The sequence below is a fragment of the Pseudomonas sp. FSO-7 genome (assembly GCF_059579345.1).
Map to the genome: position 1 here is coordinate 4,600,881 of NZ_CM184193.1, position 17,475 is coordinate 4,618,355.

The 17,475-nt window shown below is 62.8% G+C and carries 19 protein-coding genes; 10 read left to right on the top strand and 9 right to left on the bottom strand.

Annotated elements, in window-relative coordinates:
* Nucleotides 1-17: 17 nt before the first annotated feature.
* The 4 genes from AC515T_RS19885 to AC515T_RS19900 all read right to left on the bottom strand — a co-directional run bounded on the left by AC515T_RS19885 (nt 18) and on the right by AC515T_RS19900 (nt 2,810).
* The gene (locus AC515T_RS19885) at nt 18-1,184 is read right to left on the bottom strand and encodes a cysteine desulfurase family protein (RefSeq protein ID WP_496529715.1); all 1,167 of its coding nucleotides are present in this window, start codon (nt 1,182-1,184) and stop codon (nt 18-20) included.
* Nucleotides 1,185-1,343: 159 nt separating this feature from the next.
* Nucleotides 1,344-1,958 (bottom strand): LysE family translocator, encoded by a 615-nt coding sequence (locus AC515T_RS19890; RefSeq protein WP_496529716.1) that lies wholly within the window; start codon nt 1,956-1,958, stop codon nt 1,344-1,346.
* 103 nt (nt 1,959-2,061) lie between these two features.
* Nucleotides 2,062-2,328, bottom strand: coding sequence for a hypothetical protein (locus AC515T_RS19895; RefSeq protein ID WP_053123631.1), 267 nt, complete (start codon nt 2,326-2,328; stop codon nt 2,062-2,064).
* 116 nt (nt 2,329-2,444) lie between these two features.
* Nucleotides 2,445-2,810 carry an antibiotic biosynthesis monooxygenase gene (locus AC515T_RS19900; RefSeq protein ID WP_496529717.1) on the bottom strand — a complete coding sequence of 122 codons (366 nt, stop codon included), beginning with the start codon at nt 2,808-2,810 and terminating at the stop codon, nt 2,445-2,447.
* Nucleotides 2,811-2,906: 96 nt separating this feature from the next.
* Between AC515T_RS19900 and soxR the strand changes: the two genes are divergently transcribed.
* The 10 genes from soxR (at nt 2,907) to AC515T_RS19950 (ending at nt 10,295) form a co-directional block, all read left to right on the top strand.
* Entirely contained in the window at nt 2,907-3,359 is a 453-nt protein-coding gene (gene soxR, locus AC515T_RS19905; protein ID WP_496529718.1) for a redox-sensitive transcriptional activator SoxR, read from the top strand.
* Between the two features lie 103 nt (nt 3,360-3,462).
* Nucleotides 3,463-3,921, top strand: coding sequence for a VOC family protein (locus tag AC515T_RS19910; RefSeq protein ID WP_109756506.1), 459 nt, complete (start codon nt 3,463-3,465; stop codon nt 3,919-3,921).
* Nucleotides 3,922-4,139: 218 nt separating this feature from the next.
* Complete coding sequence (locus AC515T_RS19915) at nt 4,140-5,354, top strand: PepSY-associated TM helix domain-containing protein (protein ID WP_496529719.1); 1,215 nt, start codon at nt 4,140-4,142, stop codon at nt 5,352-5,354.
* Nucleotides 5,351-5,893, top strand: a complete 543-nt coding sequence (locus AC515T_RS19920) for a PA2404 family protein (protein ID WP_496529720.1) — start codon at nt 5,351-5,353, stop codon at nt 5,891-5,893. Before AC515T_RS19915 ends, AC515T_RS19920 begins: the two co-directional genes overlap by 4 nt.
* Nucleotides 5,890-6,216, top strand: coding sequence for a hypothetical protein (locus AC515T_RS19925; protein WP_060741359.1), 327 nt, complete (start codon nt 5,890-5,892; stop codon nt 6,214-6,216). Before AC515T_RS19920 ends, AC515T_RS19925 begins: the two co-directional genes overlap by 4 nt.
* Nucleotides 6,213-6,788 carry a DUF6162 family protein gene (locus AC515T_RS19930; protein WP_496529721.1) on the top strand — a complete coding sequence of 192 codons (576 nt, stop codon included), beginning with the start codon at nt 6,213-6,215 and terminating at the stop codon, nt 6,786-6,788. The genes AC515T_RS19925 and AC515T_RS19930 overlap by 4 nt, the downstream gene beginning before the upstream one ends.
* A gap of 35 nt (nt 6,789-6,823) precedes the next feature.
* Nucleotides 6,824-7,753 (top strand): metal ABC transporter substrate-binding protein, encoded by a 930-nt coding sequence (locus tag AC515T_RS19935; protein WP_496529722.1) that lies wholly within the window; start codon nt 6,824-6,826, stop codon nt 7,751-7,753.
* Nucleotides 7,750-8,502, top strand: coding sequence for a metal ABC transporter ATP-binding protein (locus AC515T_RS19940; RefSeq protein ID WP_496529723.1), 753 nt, complete (start codon nt 7,750-7,752; stop codon nt 8,500-8,502). The genes AC515T_RS19935 and AC515T_RS19940 overlap by 4 nt, the downstream gene beginning before the upstream one ends.
* Nucleotides 8,502-9,401, top strand: coding sequence for a metal ABC transporter permease (locus tag AC515T_RS19945; RefSeq protein WP_014339414.1), 900 nt, complete (start codon nt 8,502-8,504; stop codon nt 9,399-9,401). The genes AC515T_RS19940 and AC515T_RS19945 overlap by 1 nt, the downstream gene beginning before the upstream one ends.
* On the top strand, nt 9,402-10,295 hold the full coding sequence (locus AC515T_RS19950; protein WP_496529724.1) for a metal ABC transporter substrate-binding protein: 894 nt from the start codon (nt 9,402-9,404) through the stop codon (nt 10,293-10,295).
* A 255-nt stretch (nt 10,296-10,550) separates the two neighbouring features.
* Here the strand turns inward: AC515T_RS19950 and prpF are convergent, their stop codons facing one another.
* The 5 genes from prpF to AC515T_RS19975 all read right to left on the bottom strand — a co-directional run bounded on the left by prpF (nt 10,551) and on the right by AC515T_RS19975 (nt 17,450).
* On the bottom strand, nt 10,551-11,744 hold the full coding sequence (gene prpF, locus AC515T_RS19955; RefSeq protein WP_496529725.1) for a 2-methylaconitate cis-trans isomerase PrpF: 1,194 nt from the start codon (nt 11,742-11,744) through the stop codon (nt 10,551-10,553).
* Between the two features lie 53 nt (nt 11,745-11,797).
* Nucleotides 11,798-14,389: a Fe/S-dependent 2-methylisocitrate dehydratase AcnD gene (acnD, locus tag AC515T_RS19960; protein ID WP_496529726.1), complete on the bottom strand. Its 2,592-nt coding sequence runs from the start codon at nt 14,387-14,389 to the stop codon at nt 11,798-11,800.
* Between the two features lie 196 nt (nt 14,390-14,585).
* Nucleotides 14,586-15,713, bottom strand: a complete 1,128-nt coding sequence (prpC, locus tag AC515T_RS19965) for a bifunctional 2-methylcitrate synthase/citrate synthase (protein ID WP_122568708.1) — start codon at nt 15,711-15,713, stop codon at nt 14,586-14,588.
* Between the two features lie 136 nt (nt 15,714-15,849).
* Nucleotides 15,850-16,740, bottom strand: a complete 891-nt coding sequence (gene prpB / locus AC515T_RS19970) for a methylisocitrate lyase (protein WP_122568709.1) — start codon at nt 16,738-16,740, stop codon at nt 15,850-15,852.
* Nucleotides 16,737-17,450, bottom strand: coding sequence for a GntR family transcriptional regulator (locus AC515T_RS19975; RefSeq protein ID WP_420231744.1), 714 nt, complete (start codon nt 17,448-17,450; stop codon nt 16,737-16,739). The genes prpB and AC515T_RS19975 overlap by 4 nt, the downstream gene beginning before the upstream one ends.
* Nucleotides 17,451-17,475: the final 25 nt, after the last annotated feature.

Below are 17,475 nucleotides of genomic sequence, written 5' to 3' on the forward strand. Positions count from 1 at the left end.
TCGATGCCGAATTCGGCTTATGGGGTCGTGGCCCAGAACGCCAGCGCAGTCGCGCACGCCGCCTTGATCAGCCGCACCGCCTCGTCGATATCCTGCTCGGTGGTAAAGCGTCCCAGGCTCAAGCGAATGGTCCGCCCGGCGGCACGGGCATCGTGCCCCAGGGCCAGCAGCACGTGGGATGGGGTGTTCTGCGCTGAATTGCAGGCCGAGGTCGCGGAAAATGCAATCGATGCACCCAAGGTCGCCGGGTTGAACTCACCTTCGTTGAACGTCAGGCTCAGCGTGTGGGGAATCCGGCGGCTTGCACTGCCGTTTATGCGCACACCGGGCAACGTCAGCAGCGGCTCGAGCAAACGATTGCGCAATCGGGCGATTTTAGCGAGTTCTTCGTCGAATGCCGCGGCGGCCAGTTCGAATGCAGCACCCATGGCTGCAATCTGATGGGTCGCCAGGGTCCCGGAGCGCAAACCACCTTCATGTCCACCGCCGTGAATCTGCGCCGACAGCCGTGGCCGGGCACGGTCGCCGACATAAAGCGCACCGATGCCCTTGGGGCCGTAGATTTTATGCGCGGAAAAAGACATCAGATCCACCGGCCAGCGAGACAGGTCGATCTGCACCTTACCGGCGCCCTGGGCCGCGTCCACATGGAACAACGCACCGTGCTCGCGAACGACCTCGCCAATGGCGACGATGTCGTTGACGGTGCCCAGCTCGTTGTTCACCAGCATCAGCGAGACCAGGAACGTGTCTTCGCGTAGCGCCTCGCGAACCGCTTGCGGGCTGATCAGCCCCTCGGCGTCCGGCGCCAGCCAGGTAACCGCGACGCCACTTTCCTCGAGCTGGCGCGCCGTATCGAGAATCGCCTTGTGCTCGATCAGGCTGGTGATGACATGGCCGGCGCAACCACTGTGTGCCTGAGCCACCCCCTTGAGGGCCAGGTTGTTGGATTCGGTGGCGCCGGAAGTCCAGACGATCTGTTCGGGCTGGGCCCCCACCAATTGCGCCACCTGCTGGCGGGCACGCTCCACCGAGCGCCGGGCCTCCTGGCCGAAGGCATGGGAACTGGAAGCCGGGTTGCCGAAGTTGCCGTCAAAACCCAGACACTCGACCATGACCCGGATGACCCGCTCGTCCACCGGCGTGGTGGCGGCGTAATCGAAATACAAAGGACGTTTATTCATAGGAAACTCGCAGAGCCTGCTCCGGGATCAGGCGCCCTCGTTGGGTTCGAGACTAGCAATACCTGATCAAAGACCTTAAAGAAGTCGGACTTCGTTTAAAAGTGCGTAGGAACGCTCCTGAACAGCGAGCTTAGCAGGCATCGCGTCGAAGCTCAGCCCTCAACTGATGCTTTCGAGCAACAACGGATACATCGAAGCGACCAACAACAGCGCCATGCCCCAGTTGAACACGCGCAGCCAACGACGATCACGCAACAGGTTGCGCAACAGGCTGCCGCATACCACCCACAGGCTCACGCTTGGCAGGTTGATCAGGGCAAACACCGCCGCAATCACCAGCACATTGAAGAAATAACCCTGGAGGGGCGTGTAGGTACTGATGGCACCGATGGCCATGATCCAGGCCTTGGGATTGACCCATTGGAACGCCGCTGCGCCCCAATAGCTGATCGGCGTACTGTTCCCCGGCTGACCTTCCGAAACCGGGCCGGAGTGGGCTATTTTCCACGCGAGGTACAACAGGTACGCCGCGCCGATGTAGCGCAACGCGGTATAGAGCAGTGGATAAGTCTGGAACACCGCGCCCAGTCCAAGGCCCACCGCCAGCACCAGGGAAAAGAATCCGCAGGTAATACCCAGCATGTGCGGAATGGTGCGGTTGAAACCGAAATTGACCCCCGAGGCCAACAACATGGTGTTGTTAGGGCCTGGCGTGATCGAAGTCACCAGGGCAAACAGGGCGAAGCCCAGCAGCAGGTCAAGCGAAAGGGTCATGTCAGGTCAGTCCATCAGGGGCGGTCAGTCAAGTCATGACCCTACCCCACGTCCTGACCCAAACCCACGGACAGTTGGGCAAAACTTTGAGCGGTACAGTCCCTCAGCTGGACCGGCCAGGCTGTTGCACGACCTGCTCGGCACTCATCTGGCCCTGATCGTCGAACCCCACGTTTTTCTGCGACGAGCCAAGCAGCTCGGCTTTTTTCGCGTGGTATTCCTCGAACGACAGGCCGCGACGATTCAAGGCTTCAAGGGCCAGCTCGCGGGTCTCATCGGCGGTGTAGGGGCGCAGCTCCGGGGAAGAGCTGGCGCAGCCGCCCAGGAGGGTGGCGGTCAAGAGCAACAAAACGGCAAAGGTACGGTTCATGGCGAGTGTCCGGTGTTCTGGAGTTGGGCGATGAACAAAGGCTACCCGCCGGCCCTGCGCGGCAGAAATCAACCCTCTCGATAGTGGGTATTGCCTGCCTGGATCAGCCGTTTCGCTTAATCGACCAACTGACAATGCAGCGCGTTGTCCAGGCTGCGCTCGATATTGCGCAACACCTGGAACGAACCGAACGTCACGGCTTTGGCGCGGTGAGCCTGGATCAGCCGCCAGAAATCCTGCTCGCCACTTTCGAAACTTAGAAGCGCCGCCTCGCCTGCCTCGCGGGTTTGCCACTGCAAATAATTGAGCACGCGCCGACCGTCGTCGCTGGCCTGGATACTGGCACTCAGGAACCCCTGGTGGTCCCGGGCCAGGCGCTCGGTCTGTTCCGACAAGGCGCTTACCAGCGCCTGCAGCCATTGAGGGTCGATATCGAACTCCATCAGTTGGGTGAAACTGCGATTGTTCCTTGGCGATTGCATGAAAGGTCCCCTATGCAGGTAAGTCGGATCTTGCGATCCGAAAGTGTGCAGGGTAAAACCTCTAGTTAACTTGAGGTCAAGCAGTGAGTTGAAACGATGACGCAGATCGATATCCACAAGGAGCTCACCGTCGGCCAAGTGGCCGCCCGCAGCGGCTTGACGGTCACGGCCCTGCACTTCTACGAATCCAAGGGGCTGATCAAAAGCACGCGCAACCCGGGTAACCAACGTCGTTACCCACGGGCGGTGTTGCGTCGCGTGGCGCTGATCAAGGTTGCCCAGCGCCTGGGAATCCCCTTGGCGGAAATCGGCGAAGCGTTGAACAACCTGCCGGACAACCGCGCCCCGACGGCCGCCGACTGGCAGATCTTGTCGGCGCAGTGGAGCCGGGACCTGGACGAGCGCATCAACCAATTGGTGGCGCTGCGTGATCGACTCAACGGCTGCATCGGCTGCGGATGCCTGTCGATGGAAGCGTGTCCACTGCGCAATCAGGGCGACGTATTGGGCCAACACGGGCCGGGGGCTCACCTGCTGGAACAGCCGTGAAGCGTTCGTCGGCCCCCGCGCCCAGTCAGGGTTGCAGGCCTATAGTGGAGGGGCGCAAATCGACGAAGACTCTCTTCGCCTCCATAACAAAAGGAGAAACGTCATGGGCGTCAATGCCATTCCCGAAGGTTTCCATAACATCACGCCCTACCTGGGCATTCAAAAAGCTGCCGAAGCCATCGACTTCTACAAAAAAGCCTTCAATGCCACCGAGGTCATGCGCCTGGCCATGCCGGACGGGGGCATCGGGCATGCCGAACTGCGGATCAACGGTTATCCGATCATGCTCGGCACCCCTTGCGATCAGGGCCCGCTGAGTAATCCGGACCAATCGCCATCGGTCGGCCTGCATCTCTACGTCGAGGACGTGGACAGCGCGTTTGCCCAGGCCATCGCCGCCGGTGGCACGGTGATTTCCGAGGTCAAGGACCAGTTCTACGGAGATCGCACCGGTACCCTCAAGGATCCCTATGGGCATCTGTGGTTCCTCGCGACGCACAAAGAGGATTTGAGCCAGGAACAGATCGAGCAGCGGGCCAGGGAGATGTTTCAACAAGGCTGATCGTTGCTGTGGCCAGGGGGCTTGCTCCCTGGCCACAAAAGACACTGAACTAAACGCGAAACATTTTCTTTCATCTTCCCCTTCAGGATTGCGATCGCTCGTTCGTCTTAATTAGATGCAGCAGACCGCGTCGGCAAAAGCCACGGTCTGCTTTTTTCGGTTCACGGTGTTGCGAAGCCCGTAATACGGAACCTTTCATCGAATCAAGACGTTCAATCATGTCGAAGAAATCCCGCTCCAAACTCTGGTTCCTGGTCCATAGCTGGCTGGCCTTGCCCATCTGGTTCTTCGTGCTCATCGTCTGCGTCACCGGCACCCTCGCGGTGGTCAGCCAGGAGATCGTCTGGCTGGCCAACCCCGACATGCGGGCCAGCAAGCCTTCGGACGAGGCTCCGCTGCTCAGCTATGACCAGGTGATCGCCGCGATCAAGCAAGCCCAGCCGCAAACCCAGGTGCAAAGCATCATCCGCCCGGACGAGTCGCATTTTGCCCTGGAAGTCGGCGTGACCTACCCCGACGGACGCCCCGACACGGTCTACGTCAACCCGTACAGCGGCGTCATCCAGGGCTCGGCGCCGACATTCAACTTCCAGGCCTTCACCCGCGCCCTGCATGGCTGGTGGCTGGTGCCGTTCACCAACGGCTACAGTTGGGGCTGGTACCTGGTGTCGTTCCTGGGCCTGCCCTTGCTCGCGTCCCTGGTGACCGGGCTGGTGGTCTACAAGCGTTTCTGGAAAGGCTTCCTCCGTCCGACCTTGCGGATCCGTCATGGCGCACGGATTTTCTGGGGGGATTTCCACCGGCTCAGCGGTATCTGGTCGATCTGGTTCATCGCGGTCATCTCTGTCACCGGCACCTGGTTCCTGATCCAGGCCTTGCTGGGCGACAACCAGATCTCCATCTCCAGCGAACCGGTCATCCCGGTGGTGGCCCGTGAAAACGTGCCGTTGTCCGTCGATGGCCAGGCGCCGCCGCAGTTGAACCTGGACCGGGCCATCGAAATCGCCCAGCAACGCATCCCGGGACTGGAAGCGAGTTTCATCAGCCTGCCGGGCAATGCCTACAGCCATCTGGAAATCGGCGGCCGCGGTTGGTATCCATTGATGTTCCAGACCGCCACCATCAACCCCTACAACGGCGACGTGGCGGCCTCACGGTTGCTGTCGGACCGCACGACCCTGGAGTTCGTCACCGAATCCATGCGGCCATTGCACACCGGAGACTTCGGCGGCCTCTGGATCAAGCTCATCTGGTTTTTCTTCGGTTTGATCCTGAGCATGATGGTCCTCAGCGGGCTGCTGATCTGGACCAAACGCACGGCCCTGGCCACCGCCAATGCCTTCAAGCGTAGCCAGAAACCCACCCGTGGCGCCCGAATCGCCCAGGCACTGCAACCGTCCGTCCACCGTGAATCGTCGGAGGGCAGTCTGTGAACCCGTCCAATACCGTCTCATCACCGTCGCGCCTGAGCCTGTTCTGGCATAAATGGCGCTTCCACCTCAACGTGTTGCTGCTGCTGATCCCCCTCGGGTTCATGCCCAAATACCTCTCCGAAGCCGCATTGTTCCGCGGTGATGCCGGGCTGGGCGAGCGGGAAGTCGGCGACGTCCAGGTCGGTCCCTGGAGCCTGCGTCTGGCGGAGTTTCGCAACGAAGCCCCACGGGTCCAAGGGCCCGCCGGGCCGATGAAGCACTTCAACGCGGCCCTGTGCCAACGCTGTATCGGCCAGGTCAAGGCCACCTACCTGCGCATTGGCAAGCCCCGTAGCCTGCGGGCCGCCGGGGTGATTTTCTTCGGCTCGCCCTATCGCATGGGCGCCTTGTTGCCGGTCCCGCCAAAGACCCAGCCCGATGCCGAACTGTGGATAACCCTCGAGGGTTGGGACGGTTCGATGCATCAAGCCTCCATTCCCCTGAACCAGGCCTCCCCGGCCACCGTCGCCTGGCTGAAGAACCAAGGACCCAAACCATGACCTTCCGCGCTTTATCCAAGGGCTTGGCGCTGCTGTTCTGCGCCGGCGCAAGCACCAGCGTCCTGGCCCACAACCCGATGTGCGAGTGCAAGGCCATCGACGCCGAACAGATCCAATGCACCGGTGGCTTTTCCGACGGTAGCGGTGCGCCTGGGGTGACCCTGGACGTGATCGGTTATGACGAAACCATCCTCGTCCCGGGCAAGCTCGGTGCCGACTCGAAGCTGACCTTCAAGAAACCCAACGCTGAATTCTACGTGCTCTTCGACGCCGGCCCCGGCCACGTGGTGGAAATCGACCAAGCCGACATCGAGGCCCCATGAGCAACGCCACGACTCAAGTCATCCGCCCCGCCGGCGCGGGCCATGAAACCCTGTACGTGCTGCTGTTGTGCCTGGTCATCGTGCTGGTGGCCGGGTCTGTGGTGGCCTGGCATGGCAAAACCGAAGACGCCCCTCACCTGGCCTCGAACCAACTCGACGCCCGCCGCGACCTCAGCGCCGCCGAGCAAGGCATCTATGCCGACCTGCGGGTGACCCTGGATGAAATCCGCTTGCTGCGCGACGACCAACACACCCTGCCCGCCCCGCAGGCCCTGGCCGAAGAAGGCTTCGCGCCGTTCGCCCAGGACGCCAGTTCCGTCAGCCGCGGCGGCCACGCCTGGCAACAACTGCAGGACCAGGCCTACATCGGCGCCAGTGCCAATCCGTCCGTGGCCGGTTCGTTTCTGATGCGCATCGGCGAAACGTCCAATGCTGCCCCGGACATCTGGCTCAACCGCGGCACTGGCCTCGCGACGCCCACCGCGCTGGACGACGCGGCGTTGTCCGCCGCCGGCTGGCAACGGATCGTCGCGCAATTCGATGCCGGCGTAACCCGCCAGCACCGGCACTGACCCCACGCCCTCATCCGAGAGAAGACCGTTTGCCCATGCCTATTGCATCCCAACGCCGACCCTTGCTGCGCCTGCTGCTGATCGGCCTGCTGGCCTGCCTGTTCACCTCGCCGGTGAACGCCGAAACAGCCAAGCGCCTGCGCATTGGCATCACCTTGCACCCGTATTACAGCTACGTGGCCAACATCGTCGGCGACAAGGCCGAAGTCGTGCCGCTGATCCCGGCCGGTTTCAACCCCCACGCCTATGAACCACGGGCCGAAGACATCAAGCGTATCGGCGGCCTCGACGTGATCGTGCTCAACGGCGTGGGGCACGACGACTTCGCCGACCGTATGATCGCCGCCAGCGAAACCCCGAACGTGAAGGTGATCGAGGCCAACGAAAACGTGCCCCTGCTGGCCGCCACCGGCACCGCCGCCCGAGGCGCGGGCAAGGTCGTGAACCCGCACACCTTCCTGTCCATCAGCGCCTCCATCGCCCAGGTCAATAACATCGCCCGGGAGTTGGGCAAGCTCGACCCGGACAATGCCAAGGCCTACACCCAGAACGCCCGCGCCTATGGCAAGCGCCTGCGACAGATGCGCGCCGCCGCCCTGGCGAAACTGACCCAGGCCCCCAATGCGCAATTGCGGGTCGCCACGGTGCACGCCGCCTACGACTACCTGCTGCGCGAATTCGGCCTGGAAGTGACCGCCGTGGTCGAGCCGGCCCATGGCATCGAACCGAGCCCCAGCCAATTGAAGAAAACCATCGACCAACTGCGGGAGCTGGACGTGAAGGTGATCTTCTCGGAGATGGATTTCCCCTCCACCTACGTCGACACCATCCAGCGTGAATCGGGGGTGAAGCTGTACCCGCTCTCGCATATTTCCTACGGCGACTACAGCGCCGAGAAGTACGAAAAGGAAATGGCCGGCAACCTCGACACCGTGGTCCGGGCGATTCAGGAGTCCGGCGCATGACCGTCCAGGAACCCCTCACCCTACAGCGCGTCGGCCCCCTGATCGAGTTCGCCGAGATCAGCCTGAATCTGGGCCGCACCACCATTCTCGACAGCGTGGTTTTTCAGGTGGAGCCCGGCAGCATCCATGCCCTGGTCGGTCCCAATGGCGGCGGCAAGAGTTCGCTGATCAAGACCTTGCTGGGGCAGATGCCGCACCAGGGCCGCTTGAGCCTGCAATGGCCGGGTGAACCTGGAGTGATCGGCTACGTGCCCCAGGCGCTGGAATTCGACCGGGGCCTGCCCATGACCGTGGATGATTTCATGGCGGCGATGTGTCAGCGGCGGCCGGCCTTTCTCGGCGTGAGCAAGCATTACGCTGGCGCCATTGGCCAGGCCCTGGAGCGGGTCGGCATGCAGGACAAGCGCAAGCGACGCATGGGCGCGCTGTCCGGCGGCGAGCGCCAGCGGGTGTTGCTGGCACAGGGGTTGATTCCCTCGCCGCAATTGCTGGTGCTCGATGAGCCGATGTCGGCGCTGGATGAGGCCGGTATCCAGGTGTTCGAACGCTTGCTGCAGGACTGGCGCCAGGCCGGGATCACCGTGCTGTGGATCGAACATGACCTGGAGGCCGTCGGGCGCCTGGCCGACCGTGTCACCGGCCTGAATCGCCGGGTGCTGTTCGACGGCCCGCCACGCCAGACCCTGACCCCGGAGCGGCTGCTGACGCTGTTTTCCACCCATCCACGCACGAACGGGAGCGCGGCCTGATGAGTTATGAAGCCTTTCGTTTGATGGTCCAGGGCTGGGCCTCGGCCGGCTACCTGCCCGAAGCACTGGCCTATGGGTTCGTGGTCAATGCATTGCTGGCCGGGCTGTTGATCGGCCCGGTGCTGGGCGGCCTCGGCACGTTGGTGGTGGTCAAGCGCTTCGCGTTTTTCTCCGAGGCGGTGGGCCATGCGGCGCTGACCGGCGTGGCCATCGGCATCCTGCTCGGCGAACCCTACACCGGGCCTTATGGCAGCCTGTTCGGCTACTGTCTGTTGTTCGGCATCCTGCTCAATTACCTGCGCAACCGCACCGGCCTGGCGCCCGACACGCTGATCGGCGTCTTCCTGTCGGTGTCCCTGGCCCTGGGCGCCAGCCTGCTGTTGATCCTGGCGGGCAAGATCAACGTGCACATCCTGGAAAACGTGCTGTTCGGCTCGGTACTGACGGTCAATGGCAATGACCTGCTGGTGCTGGCGGTGGTCGGTTCATTGGTGATGGCCCTGGCCTTGCCGTTGTACAACCGCATCATGCTCGCCAGTTTCAACCCGCAACTGGCGGCGGTGCGCGGGGTGGCGGTCAAGACCCTGGACTACCTGTTCGTGGTCCTGGTGACGTTGATCACCGTGGCGGCGGTGAAAGTCATCGGCGCCATTCTGGTGGGTGCGTTGCTGGTAATTCCAGCGGCGGCGGCGCGCTTGCTCAGCCAATCATTGAAAGGCTTTTTCTGGTGTTCCGTGCTGATCGCCACCGTCAGCACCTTGTGCGGGATCCTCGCGCCGATTGTGTTCGACCTGCCGATCCCGTCCGGCGCCGCGATCATCCTGGTGGCCGGCATCGCCTTCGCCCTGAGCGCCATCGCCCGTGGTGTCGTCCCCAGCCTCAAAGGGAATCTTGGATAAATGGTTTGTTCATTGCGACAACTGACCCTGGCCGTCGCGTTATGCGGCGTGACCGTCACCTCGTCATTCGCCAGCGAAAAGGTTCGTTTGCTGGCATCGCTGCCGGTCACCTATGGATTGAGCGAGGCTTTGCTCAAGGGCACCGAGGTCAGCCTGGAGCGGGCCGCGCCCGCCAACCTGCCCGGCAGCCGCCAGAGTGCCTACTTCAGCGGCCGTGGCGCGCCGGCCTTGAGCAAACTGGCCAGCACTGCCGACGGGGTGATCGGCCTGCGTTCGCTGTGGCCGGACGATCCGCTGTACCCCATGGCCCGCCGCAGCAATATCCGCATTGTCGAAGTCGATGCCGCGCGCCCGGTGGACGGCGCCCTGCCCGGTATCGCCGTGCAGCCGGGCATGGCCGACGGCTTGGCGAGCCAGCCGTGGATGGCCAGCCATAACCTGGGGCGCATGGCCGACGTGATCGCCGCCGACCTGGCGCGCCTGGCCCCGGCGGACAAAGCGAAAATCGACACCAACCTCGCGGCCCTCAAGCAGCGCCTGCTCAAACTCAGCGCCGACAGCGAAAAACGCCTCGCCAGCGCCGATAACCTGAGCGTGGTCAGCCTGAGCGAGCATTTCGGCTACCTGATCAGCGGGCTCAATCTGGACGCAATCAGCACCGATCCCCGGCCCGATGCCGAATGGACGGCCGAAGCCCTCAAGCAGTTGAGTGCGACGTTGAAGGACAACGACGTGGCGCTGGTGCTGCATCATCGCCAACCTTCGGATGCGCTGAAGGCAGCGATTACCGAGGGCGGTAGTCGGCTGCTGGTACTGAGCACCGATGCCGCCGATCCGGTGGCGGAGCTGGAAAGTAATGTGGGGCTGGTCGTCACGGCACTGACCGGGGGCTGACGGCAGGAATGCGATCCACTGTGGGAGCGGGCTTGCTCGCGAAAGCGGTGTGTCAGGCAACATCAATGCTGACTGTACCGGCCTCATCGCGAGCAGGCTCGCTCCCACAAGGGATTTGCAGTGGACCCAGAACTCAAATCCATCACAGATTAATTTGTGGGAGCCGAGCTTGCTCGCGATTGCGGTGGATCAGCTTGCATCAATGTGGAATGTCTGACCGCTTTCGCGAGCAAGCCCGCTCCCACAGGTTTTATGTCAACTCAAGACATCTCCCGGCACCCGCACGAACCCTTCCATCAACACCCGCGCACTGCGGCTCATGATGGCTTTTTTTACGGTCCATTCGCCGTTGACCACGCTGGCCTCGGCGCCGACGCGCAGGGTGCCGGACGGGTGGCCGAAACGCACGGCATTGCGCTCGATGCCGCCGGCCGCGAGGTTCACCAAGGTGCCGGATATCGCCGCGGCCGTGCCGATGGCCACCGCTGCGGTGCCCATCATGGCGTGGTGCAGCTTGCCCATGGACAATGCCCGCACCAGCAGGTCGACATCCCCCGCCGCCACGGCTTTCCCGCTCGATGAAAGGTAATCCGCCGGCGGCGCGACAAACGCCACTTTCGGTGTGTGCTGGCGCTGGGCGGCTTCGCCCAGGTGCTTGATCAAGCCCATGCGCAACGCGCCGTGGGCGCGAATGCTTTCGAACATCGCCAACACTCGGGGATCGCCATTGATAGCGCCCTGCAATTCGGTGCCGGTGTAGCCGACATCGCGGGCATTGATGAAAATCGTCGGGATCCCCGCGTTGATCAGCGTTGCCTTGAGCGTACCGACACCAGGCACTTCCAAGTCGTCCACCAGGTTGCCGGTGGGAAACATCGAGCCACCACCGCCCTCCTCCTCGGCCGCCGGGTCCATGAATTCCAATTGCACTTCGGCCGCTGGAAAAGTCACACCGTCGAGCTCGAAGTCACCGGTTTCCTGCACCGCACCCTCGGTGATCGGCACATGAGCGATGATGGTCTTGCCAATGTTGGCCTGCCAGATCCGTACCACGGCCACGCCGTTCTGCGGGATACGGCTGGCCTCCACCAAGCCGCTGCTGATGGCAAACGACCCCACCGCCGCCGACAGGTTGCCGCAGTTGCCGCTCCAGTCCACAAACGGCTTGTCGATGGACACCTGGCCAAACAGGTAATCGACATCGTGATCGGCCCGGGTGCTCTTGGACAGGATCACGGTCTTGCTGGTGCTGGACGTGGCGCCGCCCATACCATCGATCTGCTTCTCGTACGGGTCGGGGCTGCCGATCACCCGCAACAATAGGGCGTCCCGGGCTGGGCCAGGAACGCGGGCCGCTTCGGGCAAGTCTTGCAGGCTGAAGAACACGCCTTTGCTGGTGCCGCCACGCATGTAGGTCGCGGGGATCTTGATTTGAGGCGAGTGAGCCATGTGCTCTAACTCCTGAAAAAAAGGGTGGCCAGCTAACGGGCCACCCAAGCGATTTAAACAGCCACCGCCGATTCCAGGAAGTCCTGGGCAAAGCGTTGCAGCACGCCCCCGGCTTCGTAGATCGACACTTCTTCGGCGGTATCGAGACGGCAGGTCACCGGCACTTCGACGCGCACGCCGTTCTTGCGAGTGATGACCAGGGTCAGCGTCGCCCGCGGGGTGCGCTCGCCGATCACGTCGTAGATTTCGCTGCCGTCGATGCCCAGGGTCTTGCGGTCCGTGCCGGGCTTGAACTCCAGCGGCAACACACCCATGCCCACCAGGTTGGTGCGGTGGATACGCTCGAAACCTTCGGCGGCGATCGCCTCGACCCCGGCCAGGCGCACGCCTTTGGCCGCCCAGTCCCGGGATGAACCCTGGCCATAGTCGGCGCCGGCAATGATGATCAACGGCTGCTTGCGCTCCATGTAGGTCTCGATGGCTTCCCACATGCGCATGACCTTGCCTTCCGGCTCGACCCGGGCCAGGGAACCCTGTTTGACCTTGCCGTTTTCCAGGACCATTTCATTGAACAGTTTCGGGTTGGCGAACGTGGCGCGTTGCGCGGTCAGGTGGTCGCCGCGGTGGGTCGCGTAGGAGTTGAAGTCCTCTTCCGGCAGGCCCATTTTCGCCAGGTATTCACCCGCGGCGCTGTCCAGCATGATGGCGTTGGACGGCGACAAGTGGTCGGTGGTGATGTTGTCCGGCAGCACCGCCAGCGGGCGCATGCCCTTGAGCGGCCGCGCACCGGCCAGCGCGCCTTCCCAATACGGCGGACGACGGATGTAGGTGCTTTGTGGGCGCCAGTCGTACAGCGGCGTCACTTTCGGCCCGGTGTCTTCCTGGATGGCGAACATCGGGATGTACACCTGGCGGAACTGCTCCGGTTTCACCGAAGCCTTGACCACCGCATCGATTTCTTCATCGCTCGGCCAGATGTCCTTGAGGCGGATCTCGCGACCGTCCACCACGCCCAACACATCCTTCTCGATGTCGAAGCGGATGGTCCCGGCGATCGCATAAGCGACCACCAGTGGCGGCGAGGCAAGGAACGCCTGCTTGGCGTACGGATGGATACGCCCGTCGAAGTTGCGATTGCCCGACAACACGGCAGTGGCGTACAGGTCGCGGTCGATGATTTCCTGCTGGATCACCGGGTCCAGCGCACCGGACATGCCGTTGCAGGTGGTGCAGGCGAACGCCACCACGCCGAAGCCCAGCTTCTCGAGTTCGGACGTCAGACCGGCTTCATCCAGGTACAGCGCCACGGTCTTCGAGCCCGGCGCCAGGGACGACTTGACCCACGGCTTGCGGGCCAGGCCCAAGCGGTTGGCGTTGCGCGCCAGCAGGCCGGCGGCGATCACGTTGCGCGGGTTGCTGGTGTTGGTGCAACTGGTGATCGCGGCAATGATCACCGCGCCGTCGGGCATTTGCCCGGGCACATCGTCCCACTGACCGGAAATGCCTTTGGCGGCCAGATCCGACACCGCGACGCGGGCGTGAGGGTTGCTGGGGCCGGCCATGTTGCGCACTACCGAGGACAGGTCAAAGCTCAGGCCACGCTCGTACTGCGCGCCCTTGAGGCTATCGGCCCACAGGCCCACGTGTTTGGCGTAGGTTTCCACCAATTGCACCTGGGTGTCTTCGCGACCGGTAAGCTTCAGGTAATCGATCGTCTGCTGATCGATATGGAACATCGCCGCCGTGGCGCCGTATTCCGGGGCCATGTTGGAGATGGTCGCACGGTCGCCCAGGGTCAGGGCACTGGCGCCTTCGCCGAAGAACTCCAGCCACGCCCCCACCACTTTTTGCTTGCGCAGGAACTCGGTCAGCGCCAGGACCATGTCCGTGGCGGTGATGCCCGGTTGCAGCTTGCCGGTCAGTTCGACGCCGACGATTTCCGGCAGGCGCATCCACGAGGCGCGACCGAGCATGACGCTTTCGGCTTCCAAACCACCGACACCGATGGCGATCACACCCAGGGCATCGACGTGGGGCGTGTGGCTGTCAGTGCCAACGCAGGTGTCGGGAAACGCCACGCCGTCACGCTGCTGGATCACCGGGGACATTTTTTCCAGGTTGATCTGGTGCATGATCCCATTGCCCGGCGGAATCACGTCGACGTTCTTGAAGGCTTTCTTGGTCCAGTTGATGAAGTGAAAGCGGTCTTCGTTGCGGCGGTCTTCGATGGCGCGGTTCTTGGCGAAGGCTTGCGGGTCGGAACCACCGCTTTCCACCGCCAGGGAATGGTCGACGATCAATTGGGTTGGTACCACCGGGTTGACCTGCGCCGGGTCACCGCCCTGCAAGGCAATGGCATCGCGCAAGCCGGCCAGGTCCACCAGGGCGGTTTGGCCGAGGATGTCATGGCACACCACGCGCGCCGGGAACCATGGGAAGTCCAGGTCACGCTTGCGCTCGATCAGTTGCAGCAGCGACTCGCGTAGCGTGGCCGGGTCGCAGCGCCGCACCAGGTTTTCCGCCAGCACGCGGGAGGTGTAGGGCAGGCCGTCATAAGCGCCAGGGCGGATGGCCTCCACTGCCCCGCGAACGTCGAAATAATCCAGCGAAGTGCCGGGTAGCGGTTTGCGAAATTCTGTGTTCATCGTCAGGACTCGGGTCACGGTGGTTTCAGAAGGTTGGCGCCAGCCTCAAAGCCCCCCCGGCCACTGTGGGAGCGAGCTTGCTCGCGATAACGGTGTATCAGTCGACATTAATGTCGAATGTCAGGACGCAATCGCGAGCAAGCTCGCTCCCACAGGGTTTCGGGGTAATCAGTTCCGGCGGCTAAAACCCTCCAGCTCAGCGTTGTTCGATTGGCACGAACTTGCGCTGTTCGACGCCGGTGTATTCGGCGCTCGGTCGGATGATGCGGTTGTTGGCGCGTTGTTCGAACACGTGGGCGGCCCAGCCGGTCAGGCGCGAGCAGACGAAGATCGGCGTGAACAGCTTGGTCGGGATGCCCATGAAGTGGTACGCCGAGGCATGGTAGAAGTCGGCATTGGGGAACAGTTTCTTCTGCTCCCACATGGTCTTGTCGATGGCTTCGGAGACGGGGAACAGCACCGTGTCGCCCACTTCGTCGGCGAGTTTTTTCGACCAGCCCTTGATCACCTCGTTGCGCGGATCGTTGTCCTTATAGATCGCGTGGCCAAAGCCCATGATCTTGTCCTTGCGCGCCAGCATGCCGAGGGTGCCTTCGATGGCCTCCTGGGGTGAGCTGAAGCGCTCGATCATTTCCATCGCCGCTTCGTTGGCGCCGCCATGCAAGGGGCCGCGCAGCGAACCGATGGCGGCGGTGATGCAGGAAAACAGGTCCGACAGCGTGGAGGCGCAGACCCGGGCGGTGAAGGTCGAGGCGTTGAATTCATGCTCGGCGTAAAGGATCAGCGAGACATTCATCACCTTCACGTGCAGCTCGCTCGGCGTCTTGCCGTGCAGCAGGTGCAGGAAGTGGCCACCGATGGACACTTCATCGGTCACGCACTCGATGCGCTGACCTTGATGGCTGAAGCGATACCAGTAGCACATGATCGCCGGGAACGCGGCCAGCAGGCGATCGGTCTTGTCGTGTTGCTGGGAAAAGTCCTGCTCGGGTTCCAGGTTGCCCAGGAACGAGCAGCCGGTGCGCATCACGTCCATCGGGTGGGCGTCGGCGGGAATGCGCTCCAGCACTTCTTTCAAGGCTTGGGGCAAGTCGCGCAACTGGCGCAGTTTACCGGTGTAGGCGTCCAACTGTGCCTGGGTCGGCAGCTCGCCGTACAGCAGCAGGTAGGCCACTTCTTCGAATTGCGCATCTGCCGCCAGGTCGCGAACGTCGTAGCCGCGATAGGTCAGGCCGGCGCCCGATTGGCCCACGGTGGACAATGCGGTTTGCCCGGCCACCTGGCCACGGAGCCCGGCGCCACTGAGTACTTTTGCTTCGGCCATTTGCTGTCTCCAGTTTTTAGATTTGTAGAGAATGGAGGAAAAAGATCGCAGCCTCGTTGCACTCGACAGCTCCTACACAGCCCCTACGCGGCCCAACTCTGTAGGAACTGTCGAGCGAAGCGAGGCTGCGATCTGTTCATTTTTTCGCCGCGAACAACGCATCGAGCTTCTGCTCGAAGGTGTGGTAGTCGATGCGATCGTAGAGCTCCATGCGGGTCTGCATGGTGTCGATGACATTCTGTTGCGTGCCGTCGCGACGGATTGCGGTGTAGACGTTCTCGGCCGCTTTGTTCATGGCCCGGAACGCCGACAGCGGGTACAGCACCAGGGACACGTCGGCACCGGCCAGCTGTTCGGTGGTGTACAGCGGGGTTGCGCCGAATTCGGTGATGTTGGCCAGAATCGGCGCTTTCACGCGGCTGGCGAACAGCTTGTACATCTCAAGCTCGGTGATGGCTTCGGGGAAAATCATGTCGGCACCGGCCTCGATGCACGCGGCGGCGCGGTCCAGGGCCGACTCCAAGCCTTCCACCGCCAGGGCATCGGTGCGGGCCATGATCACGAAACTGTCATCGGTACGGGCATCGACAGCGGCCTTGATGCGGTCGACCATCTCTTGCTGGGAGACGATTTCCTTGTTCGGACGATGGCCGCAACGCTTGGCGCCGACCTGGTCTTCGATATGAATCGCCGCGGCGCCGAACTTGATCATCGACTTGACTGTGCGCGCCACGTTGAACGCCGAGGAACCGAAGCCGGTGTCCACGTCCACCAGCAGCGGCAGGTCGCACACGTCGGTGATACGACGCACATCGGTCAGCACGTCATCCAGGCCGGTGATGCCCAGGTCCGGTACGCCAAGGGAACCGGCCGCCACGCCACCGCCCGACAGGTAGATCGCCTTGAAACCGGCGCGCTTGGCCAGCAGCGCGTGGTTGGCGTTGATCGTGCCCACCACTTGCAGCGGATGTTCGCTGGCGACCGCATCGCGGAAACGCTGGCCTGGCGTGCTGTTGCTGGAACTCATGACTCACCTCGTTCAGTGGCGGCGCTGTCCTGGAAATGACGCGCGATGTTGCGTTTGGAGGCGCCGATGTGCCGGCGCATCAATAATTCAGCCAGTTCGCCGTCACGGTCGGCGATGGCGTCGAGAATCCGGTGGTGCTCGGCAAAGGCCTGGCGCGGACGGTTGGGCGTGGTGGAAAACTGAATCCGGTACATGCGCACCAGCTGGTACAGCTCGCCACACAGCATCTGCGTCAGGGTGCGGTTGCCGCTGCCCTGGATGATCCGGTAATGAAAGTCGAAATCGCCTTCCTGCTGGTAATAACCGACACCGGCCTGGAACGCCGCATCGCGCTCGTGGGTTTCCAGCACCCGGCGCAGTTCGTCGATTTCTTCCAGGGTCATGCGTTCGGCCGCCAGGCGGCAGGCCATGCCTTCGAGGGATTCACGGATTTCGTAGAGTTCCAGCAGCTCGGCGTGGCTCAGCGACACCACCCGAGCACCGACGTGGGGCACGCGTACCAGCAGGCGCTGGCCTTCCAGGCGGTGAATCGCCTCGCGCAGCGGCCCGCGACTGATGCCGTAGGTGCGCGCCAGCTCGGGCTCGGAGATCTTGCTGCCGGGGGCGATCTCGCCCTTGACGATGGCGGCCTGGATACGCCGGAAGACGTTCTCGGACAGGGTTTCCGAATCGTCCTGGACCATCACCGGGGATTCGAGCTGATCGAGCATATTGTCGACACCTTGAAAATCAATA

Excerpts from the sequence above, each read along its gene's own strand:
- AC515T_RS19885 (WP_496529715.1), bottom strand. The coding sequence starts at position 1,184 with ATGAATAAACGTCCTTTGTATTTCGATTACGCCGCCACCACGCCGGTG.
- AC515T_RS19890 (WP_496529716.1), bottom strand. The coding sequence starts at position 1,958 with ATGACCCTTTCGCTTGACCTGCTGCTGGGCTTCGCCCTGTTTGCCCTG.
- AC515T_RS19895 (WP_053123631.1), bottom strand. The coding sequence starts at position 2,328 with ATGAACCGTACCTTTGCCGTTTTGTTGCTCTTGACCGCCACCCTCCTG.
- AC515T_RS19900 (WP_496529717.1), bottom strand. The coding sequence starts at position 2,810 with ATGCAATCGCCAAGGAACAATCGCAGTTTCACCCAACTGATGGAGTTC.
- soxR (WP_496529718.1), top strand. The coding sequence starts at position 2,907 with ATGACGCAGATCGATATCCACAAGGAGCTCACCGTCGGCCAAGTGGCC.
- AC515T_RS19910 (WP_109756506.1), top strand. The coding sequence starts at position 3,463 with ATGGGCGTCAATGCCATTCCCGAAGGTTTCCATAACATCACGCCCTAC.
- AC515T_RS19915 (WP_496529719.1), top strand. The coding sequence starts at position 4,140 with ATGTCGAAGAAATCCCGCTCCAAACTCTGGTTCCTGGTCCATAGCTGG.
- AC515T_RS19925 (WP_060741359.1), top strand. The coding sequence starts at position 5,890 with ATGACCTTCCGCGCTTTATCCAAGGGCTTGGCGCTGCTGTTCTGCGCC.
- AC515T_RS19930 (WP_496529721.1), top strand. The coding sequence starts at position 6,213 with ATGAGCAACGCCACGACTCAAGTCATCCGCCCCGCCGGCGCGGGCCAT.
- AC515T_RS19935 (WP_496529722.1), top strand. The coding sequence starts at position 6,824 with ATGCCTATTGCATCCCAACGCCGACCCTTGCTGCGCCTGCTGCTGATC.
- AC515T_RS19940 (WP_496529723.1), top strand. The coding sequence starts at position 7,750 with ATGACCGTCCAGGAACCCCTCACCCTACAGCGCGTCGGCCCCCTGATC.
- AC515T_RS19945 (WP_014339414.1), top strand. The coding sequence starts at position 8,502 with ATGAGTTATGAAGCCTTTCGTTTGATGGTCCAGGGCTGGGCCTCGGCC.
- AC515T_RS19950 (WP_496529724.1), top strand. The coding sequence starts at position 9,402 with ATGGTTTGTTCATTGCGACAACTGACCCTGGCCGTCGCGTTATGCGGC.
- prpF (WP_496529725.1), bottom strand. The coding sequence starts at position 11,744 with ATGGCTCACTCGCCTCAAATCAAGATCCCCGCGACCTACATGCGTGGC.
- acnD (WP_496529726.1), bottom strand. The coding sequence starts at position 14,389 with ATGAACACAGAATTTCGCAAACCGCTACCCGGCACTTCGCTGGATTAT.
- prpC (WP_122568708.1), bottom strand. The coding sequence starts at position 15,713 with ATGGCCGAAGCAAAAGTACTCAGTGGCGCCGGGCTCCGTGGCCAGGTG.
- prpB (WP_122568709.1), bottom strand. The coding sequence starts at position 16,740 with ATGAGTTCCAGCAACAGCACGCCAGGCCAGCGTTTCCGCGATGCGGTC.
- AC515T_RS19975 (WP_420231744.1), bottom strand. The coding sequence starts at position 17,450 with ATGCTCGATCAGCTCGAATCCCCGGTGATGGTCCAGGACGATTCGGAA.